20 protein-coding genes are annotated in these 24,466 nt (G+C 54.0%); 2 read left to right on the top strand and 18 right to left on the bottom strand.

Annotated features, from left to right (window positions below; translation table 11 throughout):
* Window positions 1-23: 23 nt before the first annotated feature.
* The 14 genes from cpsB to FOC35_RS16295 form a co-directional block, all read right to left on the bottom strand.
* On the bottom strand, window positions 24-1,466 hold the full coding sequence (gene cpsB, locus FOC35_RS16360; protein ID WP_172569504.1) for a mannose-1-phosphate guanyltransferase: 1,443 nt from the start codon (window positions 1,464-1,466) through the stop codon (window positions 24-26).
* A complete protein-coding gene (wcaI, locus tag FOC35_RS16355; RefSeq protein ID WP_172569503.1) occupies window positions 1,463-2,704 on the bottom strand; it encodes a colanic acid biosynthesis fucosyltransferase WcaI in 1,242 nt (413 codons plus the stop codon). The genes cpsB and wcaI overlap by 4 nt, the downstream gene beginning before the upstream one ends.
* Complete coding sequence (locus tag FOC35_RS16350; protein WP_172569502.1) at window positions 2,701-3,180, bottom strand: GDP-mannose mannosyl hydrolase; 480 nt, start codon at window positions 3,178-3,180, stop codon at window positions 2,701-2,703. Before FOC35_RS16350 ends, wcaI begins: the two co-directional genes overlap by 4 nt.
* Before the next feature lie 2 nt (window positions 3,181-3,182).
* Window positions 3,183-4,148, bottom strand: a complete 966-nt coding sequence (locus FOC35_RS16345) for a GDP-L-fucose synthase (RefSeq protein WP_172569501.1) — start codon at window positions 4,146-4,148, stop codon at window positions 3,183-3,185.
* 2 nt (window positions 4,149-4,150) lie between these two features.
* Window positions 4,151-5,272 carry a GDP-mannose 4,6-dehydratase gene (gmd, locus tag FOC35_RS16340; RefSeq protein ID WP_172569500.1) on the bottom strand — a complete coding sequence of 374 codons (1,122 nt, stop codon included), beginning with the start codon at window positions 5,270-5,272 and terminating at the stop codon, window positions 4,151-4,153.
* 111 nt (window positions 5,273-5,383) lie between these two features.
* Window positions 5,384-5,923, bottom strand: coding sequence for a colanic acid biosynthesis acetyltransferase WcaF (wcaF, locus tag FOC35_RS16335; protein ID WP_016537239.1), 540 nt, complete (start codon window positions 5,921-5,923; stop codon window positions 5,384-5,386).
* A gap of 16 nt (window positions 5,924-5,939) precedes the next feature.
* Window positions 5,940-6,692 (bottom strand): colanic acid biosynthesis glycosyltransferase WcaE, encoded by a 753-nt coding sequence (gene wcaE, locus FOC35_RS16330; protein WP_172569499.1) that lies wholly within the window; start codon window positions 6,690-6,692, stop codon window positions 5,940-5,942.
* Entirely contained in the window at window positions 6,692-7,924 is a 1,233-nt protein-coding gene (gene wcaD, locus FOC35_RS16325; protein WP_172569498.1) for a colanic acid polymerase WcaD, read from the bottom strand. The genes wcaE and wcaD overlap by 1 nt, the downstream gene beginning before the upstream one ends.
* Window positions 7,899-9,116 carry a glycosyltransferase gene (locus FOC35_RS16320; protein ID WP_172569497.1) on the bottom strand — a complete coding sequence of 406 codons (1,218 nt, stop codon included), beginning with the start codon at window positions 9,114-9,116 and terminating at the stop codon, window positions 7,899-7,901. The genes wcaD and FOC35_RS16320 overlap by 26 nt, the downstream gene beginning before the upstream one ends.
* Entirely contained in the window at window positions 9,113-9,598 is a 486-nt protein-coding gene (gene wcaB / locus FOC35_RS16315) for a colanic acid biosynthesis acetyltransferase WcaB (RefSeq protein WP_172569496.1), read from the bottom strand. The genes FOC35_RS16320 and wcaB overlap by 4 nt, the downstream gene beginning before the upstream one ends.
* A gap of 2 nt (window positions 9,599-9,600) precedes the next feature.
* Window positions 9,601-10,449: a colanic acid biosynthesis glycosyltransferase WcaA gene (gene wcaA / locus FOC35_RS16310; RefSeq protein WP_172569495.1), complete on the bottom strand. Its 849-nt coding sequence runs from the start codon at window positions 10,447-10,449 to the stop codon at window positions 9,601-9,603.
* 10 nt (window positions 10,450-10,459) lie between these two features.
* Entirely contained in the window at window positions 10,460-12,628 is a 2,169-nt protein-coding gene (gene wzc, locus FOC35_RS16305) for a tyrosine-protein kinase Wzc (RefSeq protein ID WP_172569494.1), read from the bottom strand.
* 2 nt (window positions 12,629-12,630) lie between these two features.
* Window positions 12,631-13,074, bottom strand: coding sequence for a low molecular weight protein-tyrosine-phosphatase Wzb (gene wzb / locus FOC35_RS16300; RefSeq protein WP_016537246.1), 444 nt, complete (start codon window positions 13,072-13,074; stop codon window positions 12,631-12,633).
* Between the two features lie 6 nt (window positions 13,075-13,080).
* Entirely contained in the window at window positions 13,081-14,220 is a 1,140-nt protein-coding gene (locus tag FOC35_RS16295; protein ID WP_016537247.1) for a polysaccharide export protein, read from the bottom strand.
* A 723-nt stretch (window positions 14,221-14,943) separates the two neighbouring features.
* Here FOC35_RS16295 and FOC35_RS16290 point away from each other — a divergent pair.
* Window positions 14,944-16,524, top strand: coding sequence for a TerC family protein (locus tag FOC35_RS16290; protein WP_172569493.1), 1,581 nt, complete (start codon window positions 14,944-14,946; stop codon window positions 16,522-16,524).
* A gap of 45 nt (window positions 16,525-16,569) precedes the next feature.
* On the opposite strand, the gene asmA is transcribed toward FOC35_RS16290, so the two are convergent.
* The 3 genes from asmA to udk all read right to left on the bottom strand — a co-directional run bounded on the left by asmA (window position 16,570) and on the right by udk (window position 19,821).
* Entirely contained in the window at window positions 16,570-18,426 is a 1,857-nt protein-coding gene (gene asmA / locus FOC35_RS16285) for an outer membrane assembly protein AsmA (RefSeq protein ID WP_172569492.1), read from the bottom strand.
* Window positions 18,427-18,472: 46 nt separating this feature from the next.
* Entirely contained in the window at window positions 18,473-19,054 is a 582-nt protein-coding gene (gene dcd / locus FOC35_RS16280) for a dCTP deaminase (RefSeq protein WP_016537250.1), read from the bottom strand.
* A 125-nt stretch (window positions 19,055-19,179) separates the two neighbouring features.
* A complete protein-coding gene (gene udk / locus FOC35_RS16275) occupies window positions 19,180-19,821 on the bottom strand; it encodes a uridine kinase (protein ID WP_016537251.1) in 642 nt (213 codons plus the stop codon).
* Between the two features lie 357 nt (window positions 19,822-20,178).
* Between udk and FOC35_RS16270 the strand changes: the two genes are divergently transcribed.
* A complete protein-coding gene (locus tag FOC35_RS16270) occupies window positions 20,179-23,511 on the top strand; it encodes a diguanylate cyclase (RefSeq protein ID WP_172569491.1) in 3,333 nt (1,110 codons plus the stop codon).
* On the opposite strand, the gene alkA is transcribed toward FOC35_RS16270, so the two are convergent.
* Entirely contained in the window at window positions 23,504-24,349 is an 846-nt protein-coding gene (alkA, locus tag FOC35_RS16265) for a DNA-3-methyladenine glycosylase 2 (protein ID WP_172569490.1), read from the bottom strand. The two genes, FOC35_RS16270 and alkA, sit on opposite strands and share 8 nt — an antisense overlap.
* Window positions 24,350-24,466: the final 117 nt, after the last annotated feature.

Raw genomic sequence — 24,466 nt, 5'->3', positions numbered from 1 at the left:
GGAGAATTATGGGGATTTAAGGGTTAAATGCGCCCGTAGCGGTCCTGGAAACGGACAATATCGTCTTCTTCCAGATAGGTGCCGGAGCGGACCTCAATCAGGTCGAGGGGAATTTTCCCGGGGTTTTCCAGGCAATGCGTCATGCCGAGCGGAATGTAGATTGACTCGTTCTCGCCCAACAATTTCACTTCATCACCGAGGGTCACCTTCGCGGTGCCCGCCACCACAATCCAGTGCTCGGCGCGGTGGTGATGCATCTGGAGCGACAGCCCTTCTCCCGGCTTAACGGTGATGCGTTTCACCTGATAACGCTCGCCGGAATCAATAGAGTCATATTTGCCCCACGGGCGATACACTTCCCGGTGGTTGTGATGTTCATGCCGGCCGTCACCTTTGATTCGCTCGACCACTTTCTTCACGCTTTGAACGTGGTCGCGGTCGGCTATCAGCACCGCGTCTTTGGTCTGTACCACCACCAGACCTTTCACGCCTACGGTGGTCACCAGGCCGGACTCGGCATAGATATAGCTGTTTTCAGTATCGTGGCTGATAACGTCGCCGTGATGCACATTGCCTTCAGAATTTTTGGTGCTGATTTCCCACAGCGATGACCAGGAGCCGACGTCGCTCCAGCCCGCATCCATCGGAACCACGACCGCATCGGCGGTTTTTTCCATAACCGCATAGTCGATGGACTCATCCGGGCAGTCCAGGAAGGCCTGCTCGTCAACGCGCACAAAATCAAGATCCGGGTCAACACCTGCCATAGCCTTCTCGCAGGCGGCCAGGATATCCGGGCGGAATTTCGCCAGTTCTTCAAGATAACGCCCGGCGCGGAACAGGAACATGCCGCTGTTCCAGTAATATTCACCGCTGGCGACATAGGCCTGCGCGGTGCACAGGTCCGGTTTTTCAACAAACTGGGCCACGCCAAAGGCCAGCGAATCAGCCCCGTTTTCCGGGCTGGCAACGCCGCCCCGGCGAATGTAGCCATAGCCCGTTTCCGGCAGGTCGGGCACGATGCCAAAGGTCACCAGCTTCCCCGCTTCGGCGTAAGGCATCGCGCTGCGCACCGCATCGCGAAACGCATCTTCATTCTGAATAACGTGGTCTGCGGCAAGGATCAGCATCAGCGGATCCTGCTGCGGCTGATTACGCAAAGCGGCAAGAGCCGCCAGCGCGATGGCCGGAGCGGTATTGCGCCCGGCAGGCTCCAGCACGATATTTTCGGTTAACTTGTTCAGCTGGCGCAGCTGCTCGGCCACGATAAAGCGATGCTGCTCATTGCAAATCACCACCGGGCTTTCGCATTCCACCCCGTTCAGGCGATTAATGGTCGTTTGCAGCATAGTCAGTTCCCCTTTCAGGCAGAGGAACTGTTTCGGGTACAGCACGCGGGAGAGAGGCCAGAGGCGGCTGCCGTTACCGCCTGCCATAATTACCGGATAGAGTTGTGAGGTACTCATAAATTATCCCCGACTGTTTTTGAAGAGATAGCGGCAACAAATTGACTCAGCACGTTCTCTTTTTCGATCGTGCGTTCGGCATATTCACGCGCCACCGTGTTGTTTGCAGGAAGCTGCAGGCAGCGTTCAATCCCGTCTGCCAGCGCGTCCGCGGACTCAGGCTCAACGCAGACCGCAATTCCCGGATAGGCTTCGCAGAGCTGCCCCAGTTCGGTTTCCGGTTCAGCGGTAATCACCGCATTGCCGCCAACCGCCAGAATATTTGTCAGTTTTGAAGGCAGCACGGCGTCCGCCGCGCCGCGCCGCTGGATAACCAGATGGCAATCGGCCAGGCCAAGCAGCGCCGGTAGCGCCTCATAAGATTGAAGCGGGTGGAACACCACGTTATTCAGCCCGTGCACATAAACCAGCTTTTCGAGACGCTCTTTGCCGCCGCCCTGCCCGACAATCACGAACAGGTACGGCATTTCGGCGAACTTGCCCGCAACTTCAATCAGCGTTTCCAGCCCCTGCTTCTCGCCGATATTGCCGGAGTAGAGAATGATTTTTTTATCTTCCGGCAGATTCAGGCTGGCGCGTAAAGCTCGCTGCTGTTCTGGCTCCACGTCGCGAAAACGCGCAACTTCCGACCAGTTCGGGAAGAAAATAACCCGCTGCGGATCGACGCCCTTTTCGACGGCTTTGTTCATCATCGAACGGGAGATAGTGGAGACGTTATCCACGTTATGCAGGCCGCTCTGTTCGAAACGCTGCGCGAGGCGAGCGATTTTGCCGGGCGTTTTGCCCGCCATTCCCAGCCCAAGCATCGCGTCCACTTCATAATCCTGAATATGCAGCAGCGTGCGTGCGCCGCTGAGTTTTGCCAGCAGGCGCATACCCGGTACGCAAAACAGCGTAGGCACCACGCCGATAATGCGGTCCGGCTTCCAGCGGCGCTGCGCCAGGAGCGGGAACAAAGAGCTAAACGCGAAGCTACCGAGATGGATAAGGCGCTTCAGCGTAGAAGGCTGCTTCGGCACATAGAGCGGGCAGCGCCAGACGGTCGCTCTGCCCTGCTCTTTTTTGTATTTCCATGCCGAGTAGTCCGGGTGAACTTTCCATACCGGATAATAGGGAGGCGCGGTTATCACCCGCACCTCGTGGCCCTGGCTGGTCATCCACTCCACCATTTCACCGGTGTACTTGCCGATACCGGTCAGTTCGGGTGAATAGTTAATGCCGTAGACCAGAATTTTCATAAGCCCGGTACCTTCCCTTTGCCCTGCTTAATGAAGTAAGCGCGGCTGTTGTCGTGCACATCTTCGCGCTTGAGCAACGCTTCCGGCGTCAGCCAGCAGTAAGCTTTATGCTGCTCACCCGGCAGGCTTAGCTGCTTGTCATCCACCCGCAGGCGGAAGCCCAGCACGATGTAGTGGGTTGAAAAATCCTTGCCGGAAAAGTTATCGCCGTAGAAGTGCTGCCAGACGCCGTAAAACTCCCCGTCCGCAAGCGGGAAGGATGTACCCAGCTCCGCCTCAGTCAGGCGGATAAAGGCGTTAGCCAGGGTTTCATCCTTCTGTACACGTCCGCCGGGCACGAACCAAAAGCCCTTTGCAGGGCGATTGGTGCGCAGGCCAAGCAGGAATTCTCCGGCCTGGTTTTCGACGATAAGATCGATGGAGATAAGCGGCGTAGAGCTGACTACGGTGGCAAAATCTTCAGCGCTCAGAAACATGCTTACCCCCGGAACCGCTGCTGGTTTTCGAGGAACCACTGATAAGTGCTGGCGAGGCCGGCCTCCAGTGAAATCTCGTGATACCAGCCGAGGCGATGCAGGCGGGAAACATCCAGCAATTTGCGCGGCGTGCCGTCGGGCTTGCTGGCGTCGAACACCACGCGGCCACGGTAGCCGGTCACTTTTGCAATGGTCTGTGCCAGTTCCCGAATGGTGCAGTCGATGCCGGTGCCGACGTTGATGTGCGACAGCATCGGTTCGGTATTCTCCTGCCACACTTCCTGGTCCAGCTCCATTACGTGAATACTTGCCGCCGCCATATCGTCAACGTGCAGGAATTCGCGCATCGGCGTGCCGCTGCCCCAGACAACCACATCCGGCGCGTTATCCTGCGTGGCTTCGTGGAAGCGGCGCATCAGCGCCGGAATAACGTGCGAGTTGCTCGGGTGGAAGTTGTCGTTCAGCCCGTAGAGGTTGGTCGGCATCACCGAGCGATAGTCGCGGCCATACTGACGGTTATAGGACTCGCAGAGCTTGATCCCGGCTATTTTCGCTATCGCGTATGGCTCGTTAGTCGCCTCAAGCGTGCCCTGCAGCAGCTCGCTTTCAGCCATAGGCTGCTGCGCCATCTTTGGATAAATACAGGACGAACCGAGGAACAACAGTTTGTTCACGCCGTGCGTATGTGCGGCATGAATAATGTTGCTCTCAATCATCATGTTCTCGTAGATGAACTCCGCCGGATAAGTGTTGTTGGCAACAATACCCCCCACTTTTGCCGCCGCAAGATACACCTGGTCGATTTTCTCACCGGCAAAAAAGGCGTTCACCGCTGCGCTGTCCAGCAGGTTCAGTTCGTCACGCCCACGCAGTACCAGCTCCACGTCATCACGCTGCCCAAGCTGGCGTTCGATGGCCGAGCCCACCATTCCCCGGTGGCCGGCAACAAAGATACGTTTTTTATTCATGCTCAGGACTCCAGCGCGATGGCTACCTCGTACCCGTGGGACTTCAGCAGAGAGTGTTTCTTCGCCGCTTCCAGATCTTTGGCTACCATTTCACCGACCATTTCCTGAAGCGTAATTTCCGGTTTCCAGCCCAGGGTTTCGTGCGCTTTGGTCGGGTCGCCCAGCAGGGTTTCTACTTCGGCAGGACGGAAGTAACGCGGGTCAACGGAGATGATAACGTCGCCAGGTTTTACGCCCGGTGCGTCGTGGCCGGTAACGGAAACCACAATGCCTTTCTCTTCCACGCCCTGGCCTTCAAAGCGCAGCTTAATGCCGAGCTGAGCGGCGGCCATTTCCACAAACTGGCGAACGGAATACTGCACGCCGGTGGCAATAACGAAATCTTCCGGCTTGTCCTGTTGCAGCATCATCCACTGCATTTTCACGTAGTCTTTGGCGTGGCCCCAGTCGCGCAGCGAGTCCATGTTGCCGAGGTACAGGCACTTCTCCAGGCCCTGAGCAATGTTGGCGATGGCGCGGGTAATCTTGCGGGTCACGAAGGTTTCGCCGCGGCGCGGGGACTCGTGGTTAAAGAGAATGCCGTTACAGGCGTACATGCCGTAGGATTCGCGGTAGTTTACGGTTATCCAGTAAGCGTAAAGTTTGGCAACCGCGTAAGGAGAGCGAGGGTAGAAAGGCGTGGTCTCTTTCTGCGGGATCTCTTGCACCAGGCCGTACAGCTCGGAGGTAGAAGCCTGATAGAAGCGCGTTTTCTTTTCCAGGCCAAGGAAGCGGATAGCCTCCAGCAGGCGCAGAGTGCCCATCGCATCAACGTCAGCGGTATACTCCGGCGATTCAAACGAAACCGCTACATGGCTCATGGCGCCGAGGTTATACACTTCATCCGGCTTCACTTCAGACAGAATGCGGGTCAGGTTGGACGTGTCGGTCAGGTCACCGTAGTGCAGGTGGAACTTAGGGTTGCCCGCATGCGGGTCCTGATAAATGTGGTCAACACGCTCGGTATTGAAAGAAGAGGCGCGACGCTTGATACCGTGAACTTCATAGCCTTTTTCCAGCAGGAATTCCGCCAGGTAAGAGCCGTCTTGTCCGGTGACACCCGTGATGAGAGCTACTTTAGTCATGATAATTTATCCTCTATGAACATTTTTATTGGCCCTTACCCCTCACCCCATCCCCCTCCCCGATGGAGAGAGGGCGAGCCCCCTTAATGAGTAGAGCGAGGGTGAAAATAATTACGCGCGTTCGCGTATTTTTACTGCCGGGTTACCCCGGCAAATGGCATTCGCCGGTAATGATTTATAAACGCTGCTACGTGCCCCAACTACACAACCATCACCGATGGTTACGCCAGGGGAAACAAATACATCTGTCGCCAGCCAGCATTTTTCCCCAATCACAATTGGCGCCTGAGTAATATCAAAATGCTTACTCATATAATCGTGGCTGCCGGTGCACAAATAACACTTCTGCGATACGACCGAATTAGCCCCGACAACAATTTCGCCGAGGGTATAAAGCACTGCGTCATCGCCTACCCAGGCATGATCGCCCAGTGTTAATTTCCACGGATAGGTAATTTTAACCGATGGACGAATAACAACTTTCTTGCCCACCTTAGCGCCAAACAGCCGTAATAAAAATGCACGCCAGGGATATAAAACCTGCGGCGACCAGGCAAATAATGTTGCCTGAACGGCCCACCACAATTGCACTTTTATGCCACCCGCGCCGCGAAACCCCCTCGGCACGCTGAAGCCGCTTAATTCCTGCATAATGCTCCCCGTGCGCTCAGGCTTTGTTATAAAGCGCCTTGGCTTTACCGGTGGTTCTCAACCGCAGTTGAAAAGAAAGCTCCGCAATAAACCCCGGCACTCGTAATATTTTGCGCTGTACTTTTTTTGCATCACGACACAGCTCAATATTATTGGAGGTAGACACACCGCCCATTGAAAACTCAGACACCAGCCCTTTAATGCGTTTAAATGCATAACCACTTTTATACATTTTTGCCGCCAGAGCGTAATCGGAAGAGACTTTATATTGCAGATCGTAAGGATGTTTACGCAGCCCGGAGAGCGGAAAAAATATTGCCTGATGGCTGGCAGGCAGGCTGTGGTAGATATACCAGCCGCGCTTGGCGCTGCGGCGAGTTTTGTTGCCGTCGCCGAAGTCCAGCAGCGCATCGCCGATGACCATCGCGTTATCTCGCTCGCCAAGCACCACAAGCTGTTGAATAACTTCGGTGATTTCCGGGTGGAAGGCATCTCCGGAATTAAGGAATAAAGCATAACGCCCGCGCGCCATCGCGATACCTTTATTCATGGCATCATAAATACCGTTATCTTTTTCGCTAACAAAGCGCAGGTTGTACTGGCCGTTCAGGCTGCCAAGAAATTCTCCGGTGCCGTCCGGCGAATTGCCATCAACAACAATCCACTCAAATTCAACGCCTTTTGCCTGAGCTAAATGAGCCAGAGACTGCCAGGTTTTCACCACGCCGTCATAATTACGCCACGCGACTGTAATAACACTTAATAACATTATTGCGCACCTCCTGGCAGCGTCGAATTAATTGCCTTGCGCAAAACAAATGGGCAAACAATTAAGAAAGCATATTCCGGACTAAAAATTGAGCCGGTAAAAAACAAGGATACAGGCATAAACAGCCAAAGCTGAACCCGATAGTTCTCATTATTACCGAAAGCATTACGCATCATTTTCAAAACGCGCCACATATAACCGGCGGTCATCAATACTGCAAACCATGAGAAATAAATAATCAGCAGATAAAGACCATTGTCCACGGTTTTACCCACGTCCGCACCGTTAAATATTCCGAATGATGCGACATATTCATAAAGTGAGCCAAAACGCACCACGCCATCAACGTTGGCCAGGGAATAACCCACCATCGCCAGCGGACCTATTATACGATAATAGGAAGATGACCCTTCGGTCCCCAAATCGCCGACTCGCGTCGCGATATAAGGAAATGCAAACACCAGCCCGATTAAAAAAACCGCCAAAGAAATAATTGCTAACGGCAACTTCTTTTTAATGGCGCTTTTATTAAGGTATTGGAACGCCCACTCCAGCAAATAAAACAGAATAAAAGTCATTACGCCGGAGAAAGATCCTGAAAGGATTATCCCTAAAAGAATCATAACATCAGTTTTCGGCGTTTTGATACCAAACTGTTTGATGCTGAGCCAAATTGAGATTAATGCCAGGGCGAAGAATGCCGGCTCAAAATAGAGAGCGGTAGTTCGCCGCCCGCCAAAGCTAATAAAGTTGAGTACATAGCTGTTGCTGTAGATAAGAAACTTCGAGATTTTCTCAATCAGGGTGCTGCCGCCGGTAAGAATAATCTGCGCCATTTCGGCAGCGGCGAGGGTGACGATAATCCCCACCACACAGTAAAAGAAACGCAGGATTTTTCGGTGGTTACGCTGCGAAATGGTTTTAAAACGGCAACTCCACGTCATGCCGAGGATAAGCACGATGTAGACAAACAGCATCATCGAAGTCACGTATTTAGCGGCATCAAGCGACTGACCGAAGATGTAGTTAAACGCCGTCAACCCTGCCCCTACTCCCAACGCAATCATTAACTTCTTCAGATTAATGCGCTCGATGTATAAAAACAGGATAGCGGGCAGAAACGTCACGATGGTGATGGGAAAGCTCTCCCCGAGAGAGGCCAGCTTGATGTTCACCACCAGATAGATGAACGGCAGCAGCAGATAGCTACAGACCCTGATAGAACGAGACATATTCCTCCAGCATCTGTTTTCCACTGTAGGCCTGGCGACTCGCTTCGCGGAAGGTGGCTAAATCGGTGGCAAATATCTGCCGGGCAAGCTGAGCTTTTTTGAGCTGAACCAGGGCAGGAACCCGATCGGAAGTAAAGGTTTTTCCGCCGACTTTTCGCAGCACTTCGTCCGCGGCTTCACTGCGGGTTGCCACTACCGGCACGCCGATGGACAGCGCTTCACAGAGGATCAGCGGATAATTGTCCACCCTGGAGCTGAACACCAGACTGTCCATGGTATTCAGCTCGCTCATCAATGCCCGTTTGTCGGTCATATAGCCGTGATTAATCACGTTATTGCCGCTAAACGGAGAGAACTTGCCGAAGGTATGCAGCTCAATTTTATCGCCGAGTGCCATCAGTTCCTGCACCAGCTTTTGGTCTGTTTTGCCGTCGTAGCGCAGGTCATGGGCAACAATCGCTACCCGCGGTTTCGCGGTACTGGCAGCACTTTCAGGCAATTCCGCCAGAATAGCTTCGGTCGCTACGTCGATGCCGTTATTGATGATTTTGCAGCACCCTGCCCCGTACAGCTGGTTAAAAGCTTCGGCAACATGCTGGCTCGGGGAAATAAACTGGCAGCCGAGCGCCAGCATTTCACGAAACAGCTGGCGCTTGCCGTCTACCATCTGGTGAGCTTTATCGACCTTCACCGGCGGGTAGTTGTTCAGCGTCGGGCATTTTGTGCAGCCGGTTTTCCAACCTTCGCAGCCGTCAAGAAACGCACAGCGGCCGGTAATACTCCAGTGGTCGTGCAGCGTCCAGACGAAGGTCACGTCCGGCTTGTTGACCTTTACTCGCTGGCAGAAAGAAACCATCTCATCGAGATTCAGCCAGTAGCTGTGTACGACATGGAAGTGTAAAACCACCGGCTGCTGGCTGCGGATAACGCTTCGGTAAAGCTTATTGAGGTTGCCGAACGGATCGCGATTTAAAAAGCGAAACAGCGCGATATTAGCGATAGAAACCAGGCGAGGCGTGTGCTTCACCACATCCGGGTAGATATCGTGGCTGGCGCTTTTTTTACCGCCCTTGCCGTAGCCATAAATAAAACGCGAAGATAATCCCGCAAGGCGCGCGCGCTGATGCAAGTCCAGCGCTACGCCAGCAGCTCCGCCTTCGGCCAGCCGCACGTTAAATTGCATAATGTTCATTTGATGACCTTCACCCGTGCTTTTTCACCGACTACCAGCGCATTGTCCGGCACGCTGTCCAGCACCACGCTGCCCGCCCCTATCGCCACGTTATTACCAATGGTGATATCGCCAACGATAACTACATTGGCACCCAGCTCAACGCCGTTACCGATGACCGGGCAGGCCAGGCTTTTGCCGCGGTTGCCAATCGTTACGCCGTGACGGATGGTTAAATCATCCCCGGCAACCACGAATTTATTGATAACCACCGCGTAGCCATGATGAATAGTAAAACGACGGCCAATCGTGGCTCCGGCCTGGATCTCGTAGCCAAACAGGCATTCGGTAACGAAGCGATAAAAAAGTATCGCTGGCGCAGCCCACAGGTTGTTGATGACGTGTTTTTTGCGCCACACCGAGCAGAAATGGGCGACGCGATAGGCCAGCACCATGCAGCAGGGCCGCAGGCTCCAGCTATTAGCTCGTAAGTCTTCCAGCACGCTTATTTCCCCCGCAGGCTGTCGGCCAGACGCTTGGTATTACGCACGGTCAGCAGCGCCAGCAAAGTACGCATCGACATGCGCTTATTACGAATCTGGTAAAGGGTGTAGAGCTGGTATTTCTTACTGGCGCGGTCGAACTTGTCCTTGTGCTTGCGGTAGAAGTGGAAATAACCGGAAAACTTCTTCGGCGATTGGGTTATCTGCATTTCCCCGTGGTTCACATGCAGGATTTGCGTGGCCTCTTCCAGCTTCCACGGCTGGCCGTACTCGACCACCATACGCAGGAAAATATCGTAATCCTGAGCCGCCTTTAACGTTGTATCGAACAGGCAGTTTTTAAAGCGTTCAGCGTAGGTAAACACCTGATTGCCAATAATATTACGCTTATAAAACAGCTTCAGAGAGTAAGGTGACTTCGGATACAGCGGCAAACTACCCGGCTGGGAATAAACCTGCCCCTGACACAGATAATCGTTGGCATACAGGAAGGCATGCGTGACCAGCTGATGCTGATGAGAGAGGAAAGTAGACAGCCGGTTGGGCGTCCACTCGTCGTCGTCGTCAATACCGGTGACAAACCGCCCCTGCGCCAGCCCGATAGCCTGGTTGCGCACCGAACAGGCACCGCTATTAACGTCGTTATGGATGTAACGCACGCGCGGATCGCCAAGCTCCTCAACAAACTGCTGAAGCTGTTGAAAATTAGCCGAGCAGTCGTCGACGATAATCATTTCCCAGTGAGTATAATCCTGACGCAATACCGACTTAATGGCGCGAATGGCCAACTGCTGCCGGTTCCACGTAGGCATATAAATAGAGATAAGCGGGCAGTCTGCGCTGCTGTTCATGGTCATCACCTTATTTAGCGTCCGACTTATATTCATATTCGTAGTAACCGTAATCCTGGTAGCCGGTTGCTCTGCGGAAGATCGAGTTAAGGATCACGCCGCGAACCGTAATACCGTTTTGCTCGAAGCGCCCAACGCTGGTCTCAACCTCTTTGAGCGTGTTCACGGCGTAACGAGCCACCATCAGCGTGGTGCCCGCGTGGCGACCGATAATTGCTGCGTCCGTTACGGCAAGGATTGGCGGGGTATCTATCAGTACCAGGTCGTAGTTCTCGCTTGCCCATTTCACCAGTTGAGCAAATCGTTCGTTCATCAGCAGCTCTGAAGGGTTAGCGGGCACCTGCCCACGCGGGATCAGGTCGAAGTTCGGCACCGAGGTTTTCTGCGCGCAGCGGCTAATATCGCCCTGCCCGGAAAGCACGTCTGACAGACCGTTGGCGTTTGTCGTTCCCAGCAGTTCATGGGTGTAGCCTTTACGCATATCGCAGTCCATCAGCAGCACACGCTTGTTGGTCTGGCTGATGACCGCCGCAAGGTTGGCACAGACGAACGTTTTACCGATAGACGGGCTGACGCCGGTGAGCATCAGGACGTTGTTAGGCGCCTGCATCATGGCAAAGTGAAGGCTGGTTCGCAGGCTACGGATAGCCTCGATGGCAAGGTCGGTTGGATTACCCACCGCCAGCAGTTGACTCTGTTTATGGCGTTTGGCCCCTTTGACGTTGCGCACATTGGCGTGGTCACGAGTTTTCTGCCATTCGGAAAGCGGGATGCTGGCGTAAACGCTGAGGCCAGCCTCTTCCAGAGTCGTCGGGCTTTCGATGCCGCCGTTGAACAGCGAACGCAGCAGCACGCCGATAATCGAAACAATCAGGCCAAGAATAATACTGCCCAGCACCACCAGTGCTCTCTGTGGCTTAACAATGCCCGGCTGGGTAATCGCCGGGTCAACGATACGTACATCGCCTACGGTGCTGGCCTCGGTAATTTTCAGCTCCTGCTGCTTATTCAGCAGCTGCATGTAAACCTGCTGGCCGGACTCCACATCGCGGGTCAGGCGCACAATTTCCTGCTGGGTTTTTGGCATCGCGGTGACGCGATTATTCAGGCGGGCTTTCTCGTCTTCCAGCGTTTTGCGTTTTTCCAGCAAGGTGCGGTAAGCCGGGTGCGCTTTGGTATACAGCTTGGAGATTTCTGCTTCCCTGAAGGTCAACTCGTTCAACTGGGAGTCGATGTTAACCATGGTATCGAGCACCGACTTCGCTTCCAGAGAAAGATCTACCGAGTCCTGCTGCTGGCGATAAGCATTAAGCTTGTTTTCTGCGGCATCCAGATTGTTGCGAACCTCGGGCAGTTGTTCAGCGAGGAACTTCAGGCTTTTCGCCGCTTCTTCCGATTTGCGCTGGATGTTCTGCGCAAGGTAATTACGGGTGATGCTGTCGAGGATAGCGCGGATCTGGTCTTTATCTTCCCCGGTATAAGAAAGGCTAAGTACGCCGGTATCTTTGCCGTTTTCAGTTACCGTCAGGTTCCCCAGCAGCTGGTTTACCATCCCGAGCGTGGAATATTTCACCACCGTAAAGCTGTCGCCCGGGCGAGCCTGAATGCCGTCCACTTTCATGGTGACGCCGTTTTTACTCAGCGTCTGCCCCACTTCACCTTTGGCGCTAAAACCATTATCGCTGGTGAGCTGATATTGCTTCCCGTTAAGAACTTCGACGGTGAAGGTATCTTTATTCATCCCCGACGGCAGGTTGAAGGCCGTCACGTTGACCGTATCGTTCTGATGCCCGTGAAGCCGATCCCAGCCGGCCCCAAACAACCAGAAGGTGTTTTTAGTCACCGAAATATCCAGGTTCAGGTCATCAACCGTCTTGCCAAGGACCAGGCGGGACTGAATCAACTGTATTTCCGCAGCCGAGGCCGGTGGTTTATTGCTGAGTGCGGAACTGATGTCGTTGACCAGTGTATTACCCGCGTTTTGTTCAATTTGCACCAGCGCATCGGCTTTATAAACCGGGGTGGCGAACAGGGCGTAAACTATCGCCAGCGCGGCAAAAAGCCCGGTAATGCCGATAACCCACCAGCGAGCCTCCAGCACGGTGCCCAGTAAACGGCCGATATCAATTTCATCATTGCCCTCGGTCGGGGCGCTCGAACGGCGTGCTTTGTCTGTCATTGTTATCCCTGATGAGCTTTAAGTGCGTTAGCCCACTTCTGGGCAGAAAGGTCGAGCATGCTATAGACCGCTTCGAAAGCATCGCGGCTCTTGCGGTACGGATCGGGAATTTCCCGCTCTGCATCCCAGTGACCAAAGAGCATCACTTTGCCGCGCATCTCCGGCGCTATTTCACATAGCGCGGTGATATGACGTTTTTCCATCGCCAGAATCAGGTCCTGCTCCCGGCACAGCCGCCCGCTAACCTGGCGGGCAAGGTGCCCTTCCAGCGACAAGTTATGCCGCCCCGCCACCTCAACCGCACCGATATCGGCCCCTTTGCCTACTAATGCCCCCAGCCCCGCAGAGCTGACGCTAAGCCCCGGCTGGTACTGTTTCAGCAGCCGTTCAGCCGTAGGGGAACGGCAAATGTTCCCCACGCAAACTACAAGTATTTTGTTGAACATAGCGGGTTACCAGGTGTGAATATCTTTGGCGGTATCCGTCATGTAGCGAACGCCGCTGATGGTTGGCAGAAGCTGGTTGATCAGGCGATTCCAGCGGGTTACCGGCGCGGTGGTGACATAAACAACGTCATAAGGCTGTAGCTGGAATTCGGTACCCATCACCAGCGAAGTCGCGTCGGACATATCAAGCTGGTAGATACTGGCAATCTTGCCGTTTTGCTGGTTTTTGCCTTTGAGCGGGCGAATAACGAAGACGCCGCTGGCGTTTGAGGAGGTAAGATCGATACCTTCGGCCTGGCCCAGCGCCTCGGTCAGCGTCATGCCGCTGAAGTCCATTCTCAAGGTGGTTTGTTTTTTCACTTCACCCATCACGAACACTTTCAGGTCGTCATTGCGCGGCACAAACAGAATATCGCTCGGGTAGAGCAGATGGTTCTGGCTAAGGTCGCCGTTTTGCATCAGCGCCTGGAGCGAAATACGTTTTTCCTGCCCGTTATGGGTCAGAACGACATTGCGCCAGTCAGCAGCATCCGTCAGGCCGCCGGCGGCATTTATCGCATCAAGAATAGTCAGCGGAACGTTGGTGATCGGTTGCTGCCCTGATTTATTGACCTGCCCGGAAACGTAGGCTTTTTGGGAGCGGAAGGCGGCAATATTAACGTCTACCTGAGGTTCGGCGATGTACTGCGCAAGGCGGCGGGTAATATCGCTGCGAATTTCTGCCAATGTTTTACCGGTGACGCTGATTTTGCCCACGTACGGATAGAACATCGTGCCGTCGGACTGTACCCAGTTGCCGGTATCGCTGGAACTGCGGTACTGACCGGCGGGGGTGGTTAATTCCGGGTGATCCCAGACCGTGACGCTTAACACGTCTCCCGGGCCGACCCGATACTGATAATTGGCAATCTCTTTATCCAGCTCTACATTTGGCTGGGCAACGGCCGGGCGCGTCCTCAGCTGTTCAACCAGGCGTGGAGTCAGCGGATAAACATTCACCATTCGGTCAAGATCGAAGTCCGCATCCTGTTGTTTGATGACGTCTTTTCCCGAGCTGGACATATTGCTGCCCGGAAATACCGTACAGCCGCTCATCAGGGTTACCGACACCAATAAAGGCATCAACTTAAGTTTGTATTTTATCATTGAGTATTTATCACTATGGCTGAGTAATTATCCTGAGCGAATAAAGCAAGCAATTAGCCGAGAGAATGAAGTACAGAATTGAACATATTCGAGGAGCGAGATAACTGGCATTATTCCTAAAGTCAGTATATTTTCCGGCACTCCGATGACTCCATGACCTGCTTTTATTTGGCCGCATCCGGGCACGCTACCGCCCCTGGCTCACAGTCACCAACCTACTGAAAAGTTAAACAATCTTAATTGATTGACGCGTTGAAATATCCATAAAGATATTCAATTCTAACAATCAGAGCTTATAGAAACGCTGAGGCGAACCATTAACCAATGTATAAAAAATACATCTATTGCTAATCATCGATAAAGATTGTTGCAGCTTAAATCCGTGCAGGCAAGGAGACAACAGGCCGCAACCGGACTTTTAAGAATAATATGAACCGCGCAATAATAATCTTTTAGGAATTTCTTTATATTGACAATAAAATAATCAGACAAACAACCCTAACCTATACAGATATATCTCATAGCCTATCAACGCCTATTAAAATAAATGAATACAAAGCCCAATTAATTACCCACATTAATTAACGGGAAGTTGTTGGTATTAGTCTGAGAAAAAATATAAGCCATTACGGATTAATCTCAGTCGGGCGTTGCTTTTTGTCACACGATTATCCATCATTTCACTGTGGCATTTGCCACAGGTCAAAAGGTTGTAAACCCCGCATGGAATGGATTGCCGACCCTTCAATTTGGGCCGGGTTAGTTACCCTGGTCGTTCTCGAACTGGTTCTTGGCATTGATAATTTAGTGTTCATTGCCATCCTTGCCGAAAAGCTCCCTGCCAAGCTGCGCGACCGCGCCCGCGTCACCGGCCTGCTGCTGGCGATGGTGATGCGCTTGCTGCTGCTGGCCTCTATTTCGTGGCTGGTCACCCTTACCCGCCCCCTGTTCAGCATTCAGTCGTTCAGCTTTAGCGCCCGGGATTTAATCATGCTGCTGGGCGGCCTGTTCCTGCTGTTTAAAGCGACGATGGAGCTTAATGAACGCCTCGAGGGTAAGGACTCAGAGCACCACGCGCAAAAGCGCGGGGCCAAATTCTGGCCGGTAGTCGCCCAGATAGTGATTCTTGATGCGGTTTTCTCTCTTGATTCCGTAGTCACCGCTGTGGGCATGGTCGATCATCTGGCGGTGATGATGGCCGCCGTGGTTATCGCTATCTGCCTGATGGTGCTGGCAAGCAAATCCCTGACGCGCTTCGTTAACAGCCACCCGACTATTGTTATCCTCTGCCTCAGCTTCCTGCTGATGATTGGTTTTAGCCTCGTGGCGGACGGCTTTGGCTACCAAATCCCCAAAGGCTATCTGTACGCGGCGATAGGTTTCTCGGTGATGATTGAATCCCTGAACCAGCTGGCGATATTCAACCGTCGGCGCTTTCTTTCCGCCAACCAGTCATTGCGCGAGCGCACCGCCGAAGCGGTATTGCGGCTGCTAAATGGTAAGAAGGAAGAAGCCGAGCTTGATGCGCAAACCGCCTCGCTGATAGCCGACGGCAGTCCGTTTGACGAAGTGTTTAATCCTCAGGAAACGCGGATGATTGAACGCGTGCTGCACCTTAACCAGCGCAGCGTCAGCAGCATTATGACTTCCCGCCATGACGTGGAATATCTGAATATTGCCGCCCCTCAGGAACAGCTTCTTGAGCTGCTGGACAAAAATCAGCATACGCGTATCGTCGTCACCGATGAGGGGGACGAAATTCTTGGCGTTGTGCACGTTATTGACCTGCTGCACCAGTCGCTTCACGGCGAAACGCTGGACATTGCTCCACTGATTCGCCAGCCGCTGGTGTTCCCGGAAGCGCTGCCTTTGCTTCAGGCGCTGGAGCAGTTCCGCACCGCACGTACCCACTTCGCTTTTGTGGTGGATGAATTTGGTTCGGTCGAAGGCGTGGTGACGCTTAGCGACGTGATGGAAACCATTGCCGGGAACCTGCCAAACGAAATCGAAGAGATTGATGCCCGCCACGATATTCAGAAAAACCCGGACGGCAGCTGGACAGCCAACGGCCACATGCCGCTCGAAGATCTGGTGCAGTATATTGCGCTGCCCCTCGACGAAAAGCGTGAATATCACACCATCGCTGGGCTGCTGATGGAGCACCTGCAACATATTCCTGCTCAGGGTGAGAGCGTTGAGGTCGGTAATTATCGGCTAAAAACGCTGGAGGTGAAAAATCACCGCGTCAATAAAGTGCAGATAGAAACGCTGCTAGCGGATGATGCGCTGGATTATGAAGTATAAAAAAACCCGGCGATTTGCCGGGTTTTGTTTGCATCAGCCAGAACGCTAAAGCTTTTTAAGCAGCTGCTTCGCATCCTTCGCATTATCGCTATCTTTATGCTTATCCAGCCAGTCATTAAGGCGGCGTTTGGCTTCATCCTGAAGCTGTTTACGTAGCACCTGATCGACCTGCAGGGTGTAATTCAGCTCCTGCCACGGGCCGTATACACGTAGCGGAATCGGGGTCGTTTTCAGGACTTCAATCAGCTTGCTGTCGCTTCCCTGCCAGCCGCCATTTACTTTGATGGCAAAATTGGTGTCGCAAGTTTCTTTCACCAGATCCATCGTTCCCTGGCCGGTTAGTGACAGCACATTGGACTCGCCGACCATGTTATTGAGCGCCAGTTCACCGTTATCCAGCGAGGCCTGCGTGGTGAAATGGTTAAGCTCGGTGACGTTTTCACTGCTCTGCTGAGCATCCACACCTGAATTACTGCGGCTCACCGCCTGCTGAATCAACTGCTGGAAGTTCATGCCCTGAAGCCGGGAATGCGCCAGCTCAAGCTGAGCATCGCCCTGCCAGCTGCTGCGGAAAGCTTCGGCGTTAAGATGATCGCCGGAGAATTCACCGCTCATGGAGAACTGGCCGCTTAACGCTATCGGATAGTCGAAGGCGGTCAGAATACTGGCAATTTCAATGTTCTTAACCTGCGGCTGGAAGCTGAGTTTCGGCTGCGCGCCGCTGGCATCAAGCACGCCGGGCAGCGAGAGCGTGCCCTGCCCCAGTTTACCGTTGAGCTGGCTAATGGTCAGTATGCCGTCCTGGTTAGCCAGCGCCGACTGAACATCGCTAAACGCCAGCCCGCGCCAGCGCACCGCGTCAGCCGTGATATTCACCCCGGCATTAAAATCACGCAGGTCGCGGTAATCGGACTCCCCCGCTTCCTGGGCAATCACCGGGCTGGGCCGGTTTTGCGCCGCCGCCTGCTGAGCCTGTTGATTTGCACCATCGCCCGCAGCAGAGGAGGAATTTACTACAAGCTTGTCGAGGTTTAGCAGGCGAGAGTGCAGATTCACCTTCCACTCCGGCTTATCCTGCATCAGAACGCTGGCATCTCCCTGCAAATCGCTGTCGTTGGCGGTTATCTGGAGCTGACTCAGGGAAAGCTGGTTATTTTCGCTGCGCCATCCCAGCTGTAACGAACCCGCACCGCTAATGCCCGAAGGCGGAAGAGCAGCCCCCTGTAACTGGTAGTTAAGTTGGCTAAGGTTGGCGGTAATCTGTTGCGGGTAATCGCTGACGTTAACATCGGCGGTCAGCGACAGCGTCAAATCACGCTGGTCGCGGGTGATTCGGCTGCTGAATTCAACATGCGCCTGCCGCTTATCGTCCTGCTCCATTTGCAGGTTAATATTGCGAACGGTCACCTGCTCGTCGCTGCCGCGCTGGAATACCAGAACGCTGTCGACGACTTTCAGTCTGGAAACATCAAACGACCAGCCGCGCGTGGCATCCGGGTCGCTGATGGTTCCCTTCGGCACTACCGGCGCATTTTTTGCGCGCTGGGCCTCTGCTTCGGGGGTCAGTTGAATCACCGCGCCCTTAAGCATCACCTGGCGCACCTGCAGTTGGTGGGAAAGCAGCGGAATTAACGCCACGTCAAGGCGCATATTGTCGGCGCTGACCACTGGCTGGCTGGCGCCCGGTGCGGTTAACGACATGCGGCCAGATAAAATACTGAGCTGCGGCCAGACGTGCCAGCGCAGCGGCCCGTCGAGCTGAAGGTTGTAGCCGCTGCGGGCTTCAACCTGACGCACCATATAACCACGAAAGTCGTTGGGGTTAACCATCAACACCAGTGAGGTCAGGCCTGCCACCAGCACGACCAGCAGAATCATCAACGTGGTTAAAAGTCGTCTCATAACATTCTCCATTTTACCCGCCAGTTTGCGGGTAAAGGACGGCGATTTAGTCTTTATCGATACGGCTTGCTACCGCGCCCTGCTGGTCGCGATATTTGGCGTCCTGGCGGCGGTTATAAGGGCGAGCGGCCGGGCCGGAGAGCGGCTCAAAGCTGAGAGCGCCAATCATCATGCCCGGGCGCAAGGCCAGCGGCAGTTTGCCTGAATTGTAGAATTCGAGCACGATGCAGCCATGCCAGCCGGGATCGATACGGTGCGCGGTTACGTGAACCATCAGGCCGAGGCGAGCTAGCGACGAGCGTCCATCGAGCCAGCCCACTAAGTCATCCGGCAGGGTGACCGACTCAAGCGTGACCGCCAGCGCCAGTTCGCCGGGATGCAGAAAGAACGCATCCCCTTCTTTTAGCACAATCTCGTCGCTCATTACGCGCTCGAGCGCAGCGCTAACTTCATCTTTTGGGCCACTGAGATCGATAAAGGCAGCCGTGTGGCCGCTGAAGGTGCGGAATTTATTGCCCAGGCGGACATCCACCGTTGCGCCATTAATGCGTTCAATCGGCGGGCGTGGCGTAATTGCTAAACGGCCGTCATCCAGCCAGGCTTCGATATCACGATCGCAAAGACGCATCGCAAATTCTCCTTATCAATCTCAGTTTTACCCACACTGCCACAGAGCGGCTTCGATAGCCACCGGGCGTTCAGCATGGGGTTCAACATAAAGGCGAGCGGCTTACGCTCGCTCGCGGACGGTCATCATTCAAAGAACTGACTGATTTTGGCTTTCAGAATATCAATAGCAATGCGGTTTTTACCCCCGCGAGGCACGATGATATCGGCGTACTGTTTAGAAGGTTCGATAAACTGCAGGAACATTGGACGAACCGTCTTCTGGTACTGCGCCATCACCGAGTCCATTGAACGACCGCGCTCGTTAACATCCCGCTTCATGCGGCGCATCAGGCAGATGTCCAGCGGAGTATCAACGAAAATAGAGAAGTTCATTTCCTGGCGCAGACGGGCATCTGTCAGCAGCAAAATGCCTTCAAGAATAATAACTTTCTTTGGCACCAGGTGAATCGTCTGGTCGGTACGGGTGTGCTCGACATAGCTGTACACCGGCAGTTCAATAGCCTTGCCTGACTTCAGCGTTTGCAGATGCTGAAACAGCAGGTTATGGTCCATTGCGCTGGGGTGGTCGTAGTTGGTTTTTACACGTTCTTCCATCGACAGATGGCTTTGATCTTTGTAATAACTGTCTTCCGGAATGACACCAATGTGTTCATCGCCGACTTGCTCGCGCAGTTCACGATACAGCGTGCTGGCAATGAGGCTTTTCCCTGAAGCCGATGCGCCGGCTATCCCGATGATGACGCATTGATGAGACTGATCGGTCATATTATTTACGGCCTGAATACTAAAAGTGATGGAAGGACGACGCGGAGGGCGTCAAACGCGGCAATTATAGGGACAACCGCTGTTTGATACCAGCCTCTTACCCGCCGCATTCGCTAATTTACCCGCCTTGCTCAACAGAAAGTTGCGGTGTAATCGCCTCATGGAGGCGTAAAGCGGTCAGTTAGAGTGGAATTATTTAATTACGTGATTTGACTACGCAATTTCTGACGCTCTGTAGGTAAATTCTGACAGCCGAGCATAGGAATTGTAAAACGTTTGTACTAGCATAAACCGATTCTTTATTTATATGCATCCGGGCGTTGCTCCTGGCGGCAGTGTCTAAGCGGATTTGCGGTTATGATTATAAAAAACAGACAAACTGATACCGCCCTCCATTTGCTGATACTGCTGGTCGGCCTGGCGATTTTAAGTTTTATTTTTACCCTTTACTCGATGGAGCTGACCCTCAAGGGAACTGATTTGGTTCCTATTTGGTTCACGACATCGGTGATGATGGCCGCCTTCTTCCGCAACCCGCTGCATCGCTGGCCGGTTATTGCTCTGGCCTGCGCCGCAGGGAGTCTGGCGGCAAGTCTTTTGCTCTACCCGCCGAGCTGGCTAAACCTGATCCTCACCTCTATTAATGTGCTTGAGGCGCTGCTCGGGGCCATACTGCTGCGCCGCTTTTTACCGCGCAAAAATCCGCTGCAAACGCTTAATAACTGGAGCAAGCTGGCAATTTGCAGCGCGGCTATCCCGCCGCTGGTTGGCGGGCTGCTGGTCGTTCTGCTGCCGACCCCGGTTGACTCTACAACCCTGAAAACCTTCCTTATCTGGGTACTCTCGGAATCAATAGGTGCGCTGGCTCTGATGCCTGCTGGCCTGCTTTTCAAGCCTTACTACCTGCTGCGCCACCGTAAAACCTCGCTGTTGTTTGAAACGCTGGCTACGTTCGCCATTACCCTGGGCCTGAGCTATTTATCGCTTATTTACCTGCCGTGGCCGTTCACTTTTATTATCGTCATTCTGATGTGGAGCGCTATCCGCCTGCCTCGCCTGGAAGCCTTTATTATCTTCCTTGCCACGCTGATGATGGTTTCCGCGATAATCGCGATCGGAAAAATGCCGCTTTCCACGCCGCATCCAAAAGTGCTGGAGTATGCTCCGTGGCTGCCGTTCTTGCTGATTCTGTTACCGGCAAACGTCATCACCATGGTGATGTACTCTTCGCGCATAGAGCGTAAGCACATCACCGAGAGCGAAACTCGTTTTCGCAATGCGATGGAATATTCCGCTATCGGCATGGCGCTGGTCTCTACCGAAGGTAAATGGATCCAGGTGAATAAATCGCTGTGCAAGTTCCTCGGCTATTCCGGCGAAGAGCTGGGCAACCTCACCTTTCAGGAAATTACCTGGCCTGAAGATTTAAATCTCGACCTTCAGCACCTTAGCAAGCTGGCCGCCGGCCAGATCAATAGCTACTCAATGGAGAAGCGCTATTACACCAGCGCGGGCAACGTGGTGTGGGCGATGCTGACAGTTTCCGTGGTGCGCAATACCGACGGCTCCCCGCTCTACTACATTGCACAGATTGAAGACATTAACGACCTGAAGCATACCGAGTGGATCAACAAACGCCTGATGGAACGCATTACGCTTGCCAACGAGGCGGGCGGGATCGGTATTTGGGAGTGGGACCTGACCAGCGACGTGATCAGCTGGGATAAGCGGATGTTCGAACTTTATGACGTTCCGCAGCACGTTAAGCCGACCTACCAGCTTTGGCTTGAGCGCCTGGTGAAAGAGGATCTTGCCCATTCAGAGCAGGTGATCCGCGACTCACTGAAAAATCGCCTCCCGTTTAAGCTTGAGTTCCGCATCAACGTGAAAGGCGGCATTCGCCATATTCGCTCTCTCGCCAACCGCGTGCTGAATAAAAACGGCGACGTGGAAAGACTGCTTGGCATCAATATGGATATGACCGAGGTTAAGCAGCTTAATGAAGCGCTTTACCAGGAAAAAGAGCGCCTGCACATCACGCTCGACTCTATCGGCGAGGCGGTGATTTGTACCGATGTCGATATGAACGTCAGCTTTATGAACCCGATTGCCGAGAAGCTCAGCGGCTGGGCGCAGGAAGACGCCGTCGGCCAGCATATTCTGGCGATACTGCGCATCACCTTCGGCGATAACGGCCCGGTGATGGAAAACATCCACAGCGGCGATTTCTCTCGTACCGCCATTGAGCAGGATGTAGTGCTGCATTGCCGCAGCGGCGGCAGCTACGATATTCATTACACCATTACGCCGCTGACCACGCTTGACGGACAGAGTATTGGTTCCGTGCTGGTTATTCAGGACGTGACCGAATCCCGTAAAATGCTGAAACAGCTGAGCTACAGCGCCTCGCACGATAGCCTGACTCACCTGGCCAACCGGGTGAGTTTTGAAAACCATCTCAAGCAGTTGCTACAGGGCGCTCTCGATCACCGCCAGCGCCATGCGCTGGTCTTTATCGATCTCGATCGCTTTAAGGCCGTTAATGACTCGGCGGGCCACGCCGCCGGAGATGCTCTGCTGCGGGAGCTGGCGGCGATGATGCTGAGTATGCTGCGCACCGGAGATTTCCTTGCGCGCCTCGGCGGGGACGAATTCGGCCTGCTGCTGCCGGACTGCTCAACGGAAAACGCCCGCTATATTTCCGAACGTATTATTCGCAGCATCAACGACTATCATTTCATGTGGGACGGGCGTCTGCATCGCATCGGCGCCAGCGCCGGGATAACGCATATCGACGGCGATAACGCGATAGCTTCTGAAGTGCTCTCCCAGGCTGATATCGCCTGCTACGCCTCGAAAAACAGCGGCCGCGGGCAGGTTACCGTCTACGAACCGAATCGCCATTATATGGAGCAAGGCCGCGATACTATGCCGCTGGATGAGCAGTGGCGGGTAATTGACGACAACCCGTTGCTGATGGTCGCCCTGGCCGTCGCTCCGCCGCGCATCCCGGAGTCTACTTGCTTCTATCTGCTTTCCCTGCGCTTCTGGGGCAGCGAAGGTGATGTCATCGATGAACCCGCTTTCCGGGCAGGGCTTGCCGATCCGGCGCTTCATCTCGCCCTGGATCGCCGGGTATTTAACGAATTCTTTGTTAAATTTGCCGCGCAGGTAACGATGAAAGGGTTTGGCATCGCGCTGCCGCTATCCGGCGCCGGCCTCGCCAGCAATAGCTTTATTGATGAGCTGCTGGACCGGCTCAGGGAAACCCGCACGCCTGCGCGCCTGCTGCATTTAACGATAAACAGCGCCGACCTGCTCGAAAACCCTGAGCCCGTTCACGCCAACCTGAAAAAGCTACGTGCGGCGGGCTGCCGTACAATACTGAGCCACGTCGGGCGCGATCTGGAACTGTTTAATACCCTAAGCCACCAGCTGTTTGATTATGTGATGATTGATCCGGAACTTATCCTCAACGTTCACTGCAATTTAATGGACGAAATGATGATAACCATCGTGCACGGCCACGCCCAGCGCCTGGCGCTGCAAACTATTGCCGGGCCAGCGGATATGCCGCTGGTAATGGATACGTTATCCGGGATCGGAGTCGATTTAATCTACGGGGAAACGATTGTTCAGCCGCAGCCGCTTGAGCTTCTGCTGAGCAATAGCTACTTCGGGATTAACTGACCGGCGACCAGCCGTCGCTATACCAGATATGCACCAAAGCGTACGAGCGCCACGGCTGCCAGCGCTCGGCATAGCGCCGGATTTGCGCTGGCGTCATGTCTGGAAAGCGCTGCTTAATCAAATAATCATCCGGCAGAAAAACATCGCTGGCCTGCCAGCCGCGCAGGGCAAAGTAGCTTGCGGTCCAGCGGCCAATGCCCGGCAGAGCCATCAGCGATTTTACGCCCCGCTCCACATCATCGGGCTGCAGCAGCGGGAACAGCCCCTGCTCGACCAGACCGGCAAGATGCACGATGGCCTCCGCCCGCTTCAGCGACATTCCCAGAGATTTGAGCTGCTGCACATCGCAACGCGCCAGCGTTGATGCCTCCGGGAAAAGATACCAGTCCTCATGCCCTGCAAGCCGTTTACCGTAAGCCCGGGCGACTTTCCCGGTAAGCTTCGATGCCATCGCCACGCTGACTAACTGCCCAAGAATAGCCCGTATGGCCTGCTCAAAAGGGTCCATGCAGCCGGGCAGGCGCAGGCCAGGGCGAGCCGCCGCAAGCTCACCGAGGCTGTGAAGCACCTGATGCGGATCTCGGTCGAGATCCAGCAGCCGTTTTACGCGTCCTAACACCTCATCGGCTACCGCAATCAGGCCTTCGCTCAGCGTTACCCTGAGGCAATGGTTAGCCTCGTCGGGTTCGAGCGTGACCAGGCCGGCATGTCCGTGCAGGGCAAAACTCCGCTGGTAGCGGCTCGCGGTCACAACTTCAATGCCCTCTACGGCACGCCCTTGCAGAAAAACGAGGATCCAGGACCAGTCGTATGGAGGTTGATAGCTAAGGGTGTACATAAATAATCCTGAATAGAATAAGGGCATTAGCCAGAATACATCGACTATTTATCATACTGCTAAACGGCGATTTCTGCCTTGCTTTGATATTCAGTTGCCCGCGGCCCGCCATTCGGC

It is taken from the genome of Cedecea sp. FDAARGOS_727 (genome assembly GCF_012273235.1).
Taxonomy (GTDB): Bacteria; Pseudomonadota; Gammaproteobacteria; order Enterobacterales; family Enterobacteriaceae; genus Cedecea; species Cedecea davisae.
The sequence above is the reverse complement of the archived record's forward strand: the minus strand, read 5'-3'. Positions and strand labels throughout refer to the sequence as shown.

Excerpts from the sequence above, each read along its gene's own strand:
- cpsB (WP_172569504.1), bottom strand. The coding sequence starts at position 1,466 with ATGAGTACCTCACAACTCTATCCGGTAATTATGGCAGGCGGTAACGGC.
- wcaI (WP_172569503.1), bottom strand. The coding sequence starts at position 2,704 with ATGAAAATTCTGGTCTACGGCATTAACTATTCACCCGAACTGACCGGT.
- FOC35_RS16350 (WP_172569502.1), bottom strand. The coding sequence starts at position 3,180 with ATGTTTCTGAGCGCTGAAGATTTTGCCACCGTAGTCAGCTCTACGCCG.
- FOC35_RS16345 (WP_172569501.1), bottom strand. The coding sequence starts at position 4,148 with ATGAATAAAAAACGTATCTTTGTTGCCGGCCACCGGGGAATGGTGGGC.
- gmd (WP_172569500.1), bottom strand. The coding sequence starts at position 5,272 with ATGACTAAAGTAGCTCTCATCACGGGTGTCACCGGACAAGACGGCTCT.
- wcaF (WP_016537239.1), bottom strand. The coding sequence starts at position 5,923 with ATGCAGGAATTAAGCGGCTTCAGCGTGCCGAGGGGGTTTCGCGGCGCG.
- wcaE (WP_172569499.1), bottom strand. The coding sequence starts at position 6,692 with ATGTTATTAAGTGTTATTACAGTCGCGTGGCGTAATTATGACGGCGTG.
- wcaD (WP_172569498.1), bottom strand. The coding sequence starts at position 7,924 with ATGTCTCGTTCTATCAGGGTCTGTAGCTATCTGCTGCTGCCGTTCATC.
- FOC35_RS16320 (WP_172569497.1), bottom strand. The coding sequence starts at position 9,116 with ATGAACATTATGCAATTTAACGTGCGGCTGGCCGAAGGCGGAGCTGCT.
- wcaA (WP_172569495.1), bottom strand. The coding sequence starts at position 10,449 with ATGAACAGCAGCGCAGACTGCCCGCTTATCTCTATTTATATGCCTACG.
- wzc (WP_172569494.1), bottom strand. The coding sequence starts at position 12,628 with ATGACAGACAAAGCACGCCGTTCGAGCGCCCCGACCGAGGGCAATGAT.
- wzb (WP_016537246.1), bottom strand. The coding sequence starts at position 13,074 with ATGTTCAACAAAATACTTGTAGTTTGCGTGGGGAACATTTGCCGTTCC.
- FOC35_RS16295 (WP_016537247.1), bottom strand. The coding sequence starts at position 14,220 with ATGATAAAATACAAACTTAAGTTGATGCCTTTATTGGTGTCGGTAACC.
- FOC35_RS16290 (WP_172569493.1), top strand. The coding sequence starts at position 14,944 with ATGGAATGGATTGCCGACCCTTCAATTTGGGCCGGGTTAGTTACCCTG.
- asmA (WP_172569492.1), bottom strand. The coding sequence starts at position 18,426 with ATGAGACGACTTTTAACCACGTTGATGATTCTGCTGGTCGTGCTGGTG.
- dcd (WP_016537250.1), bottom strand. The coding sequence starts at position 19,054 with ATGCGTCTTTGCGATCGTGATATCGAAGCCTGGCTGGATGACGGCCGT.
- udk (WP_016537251.1), bottom strand. The coding sequence starts at position 19,821 with ATGACCGATCAGTCTCATCAATGCGTCATCATCGGGATAGCCGGCGCA.
- FOC35_RS16270 (WP_172569491.1), top strand. The coding sequence starts at position 20,179 with ATGATTATAAAAAACAGACAAACTGATACCGCCCTCCATTTGCTGATA.
- alkA (WP_172569490.1), bottom strand. The coding sequence starts at position 24,349 with ATGTACACCCTTAGCTATCAACCTCCATACGACTGGTCCTGGATCCTC.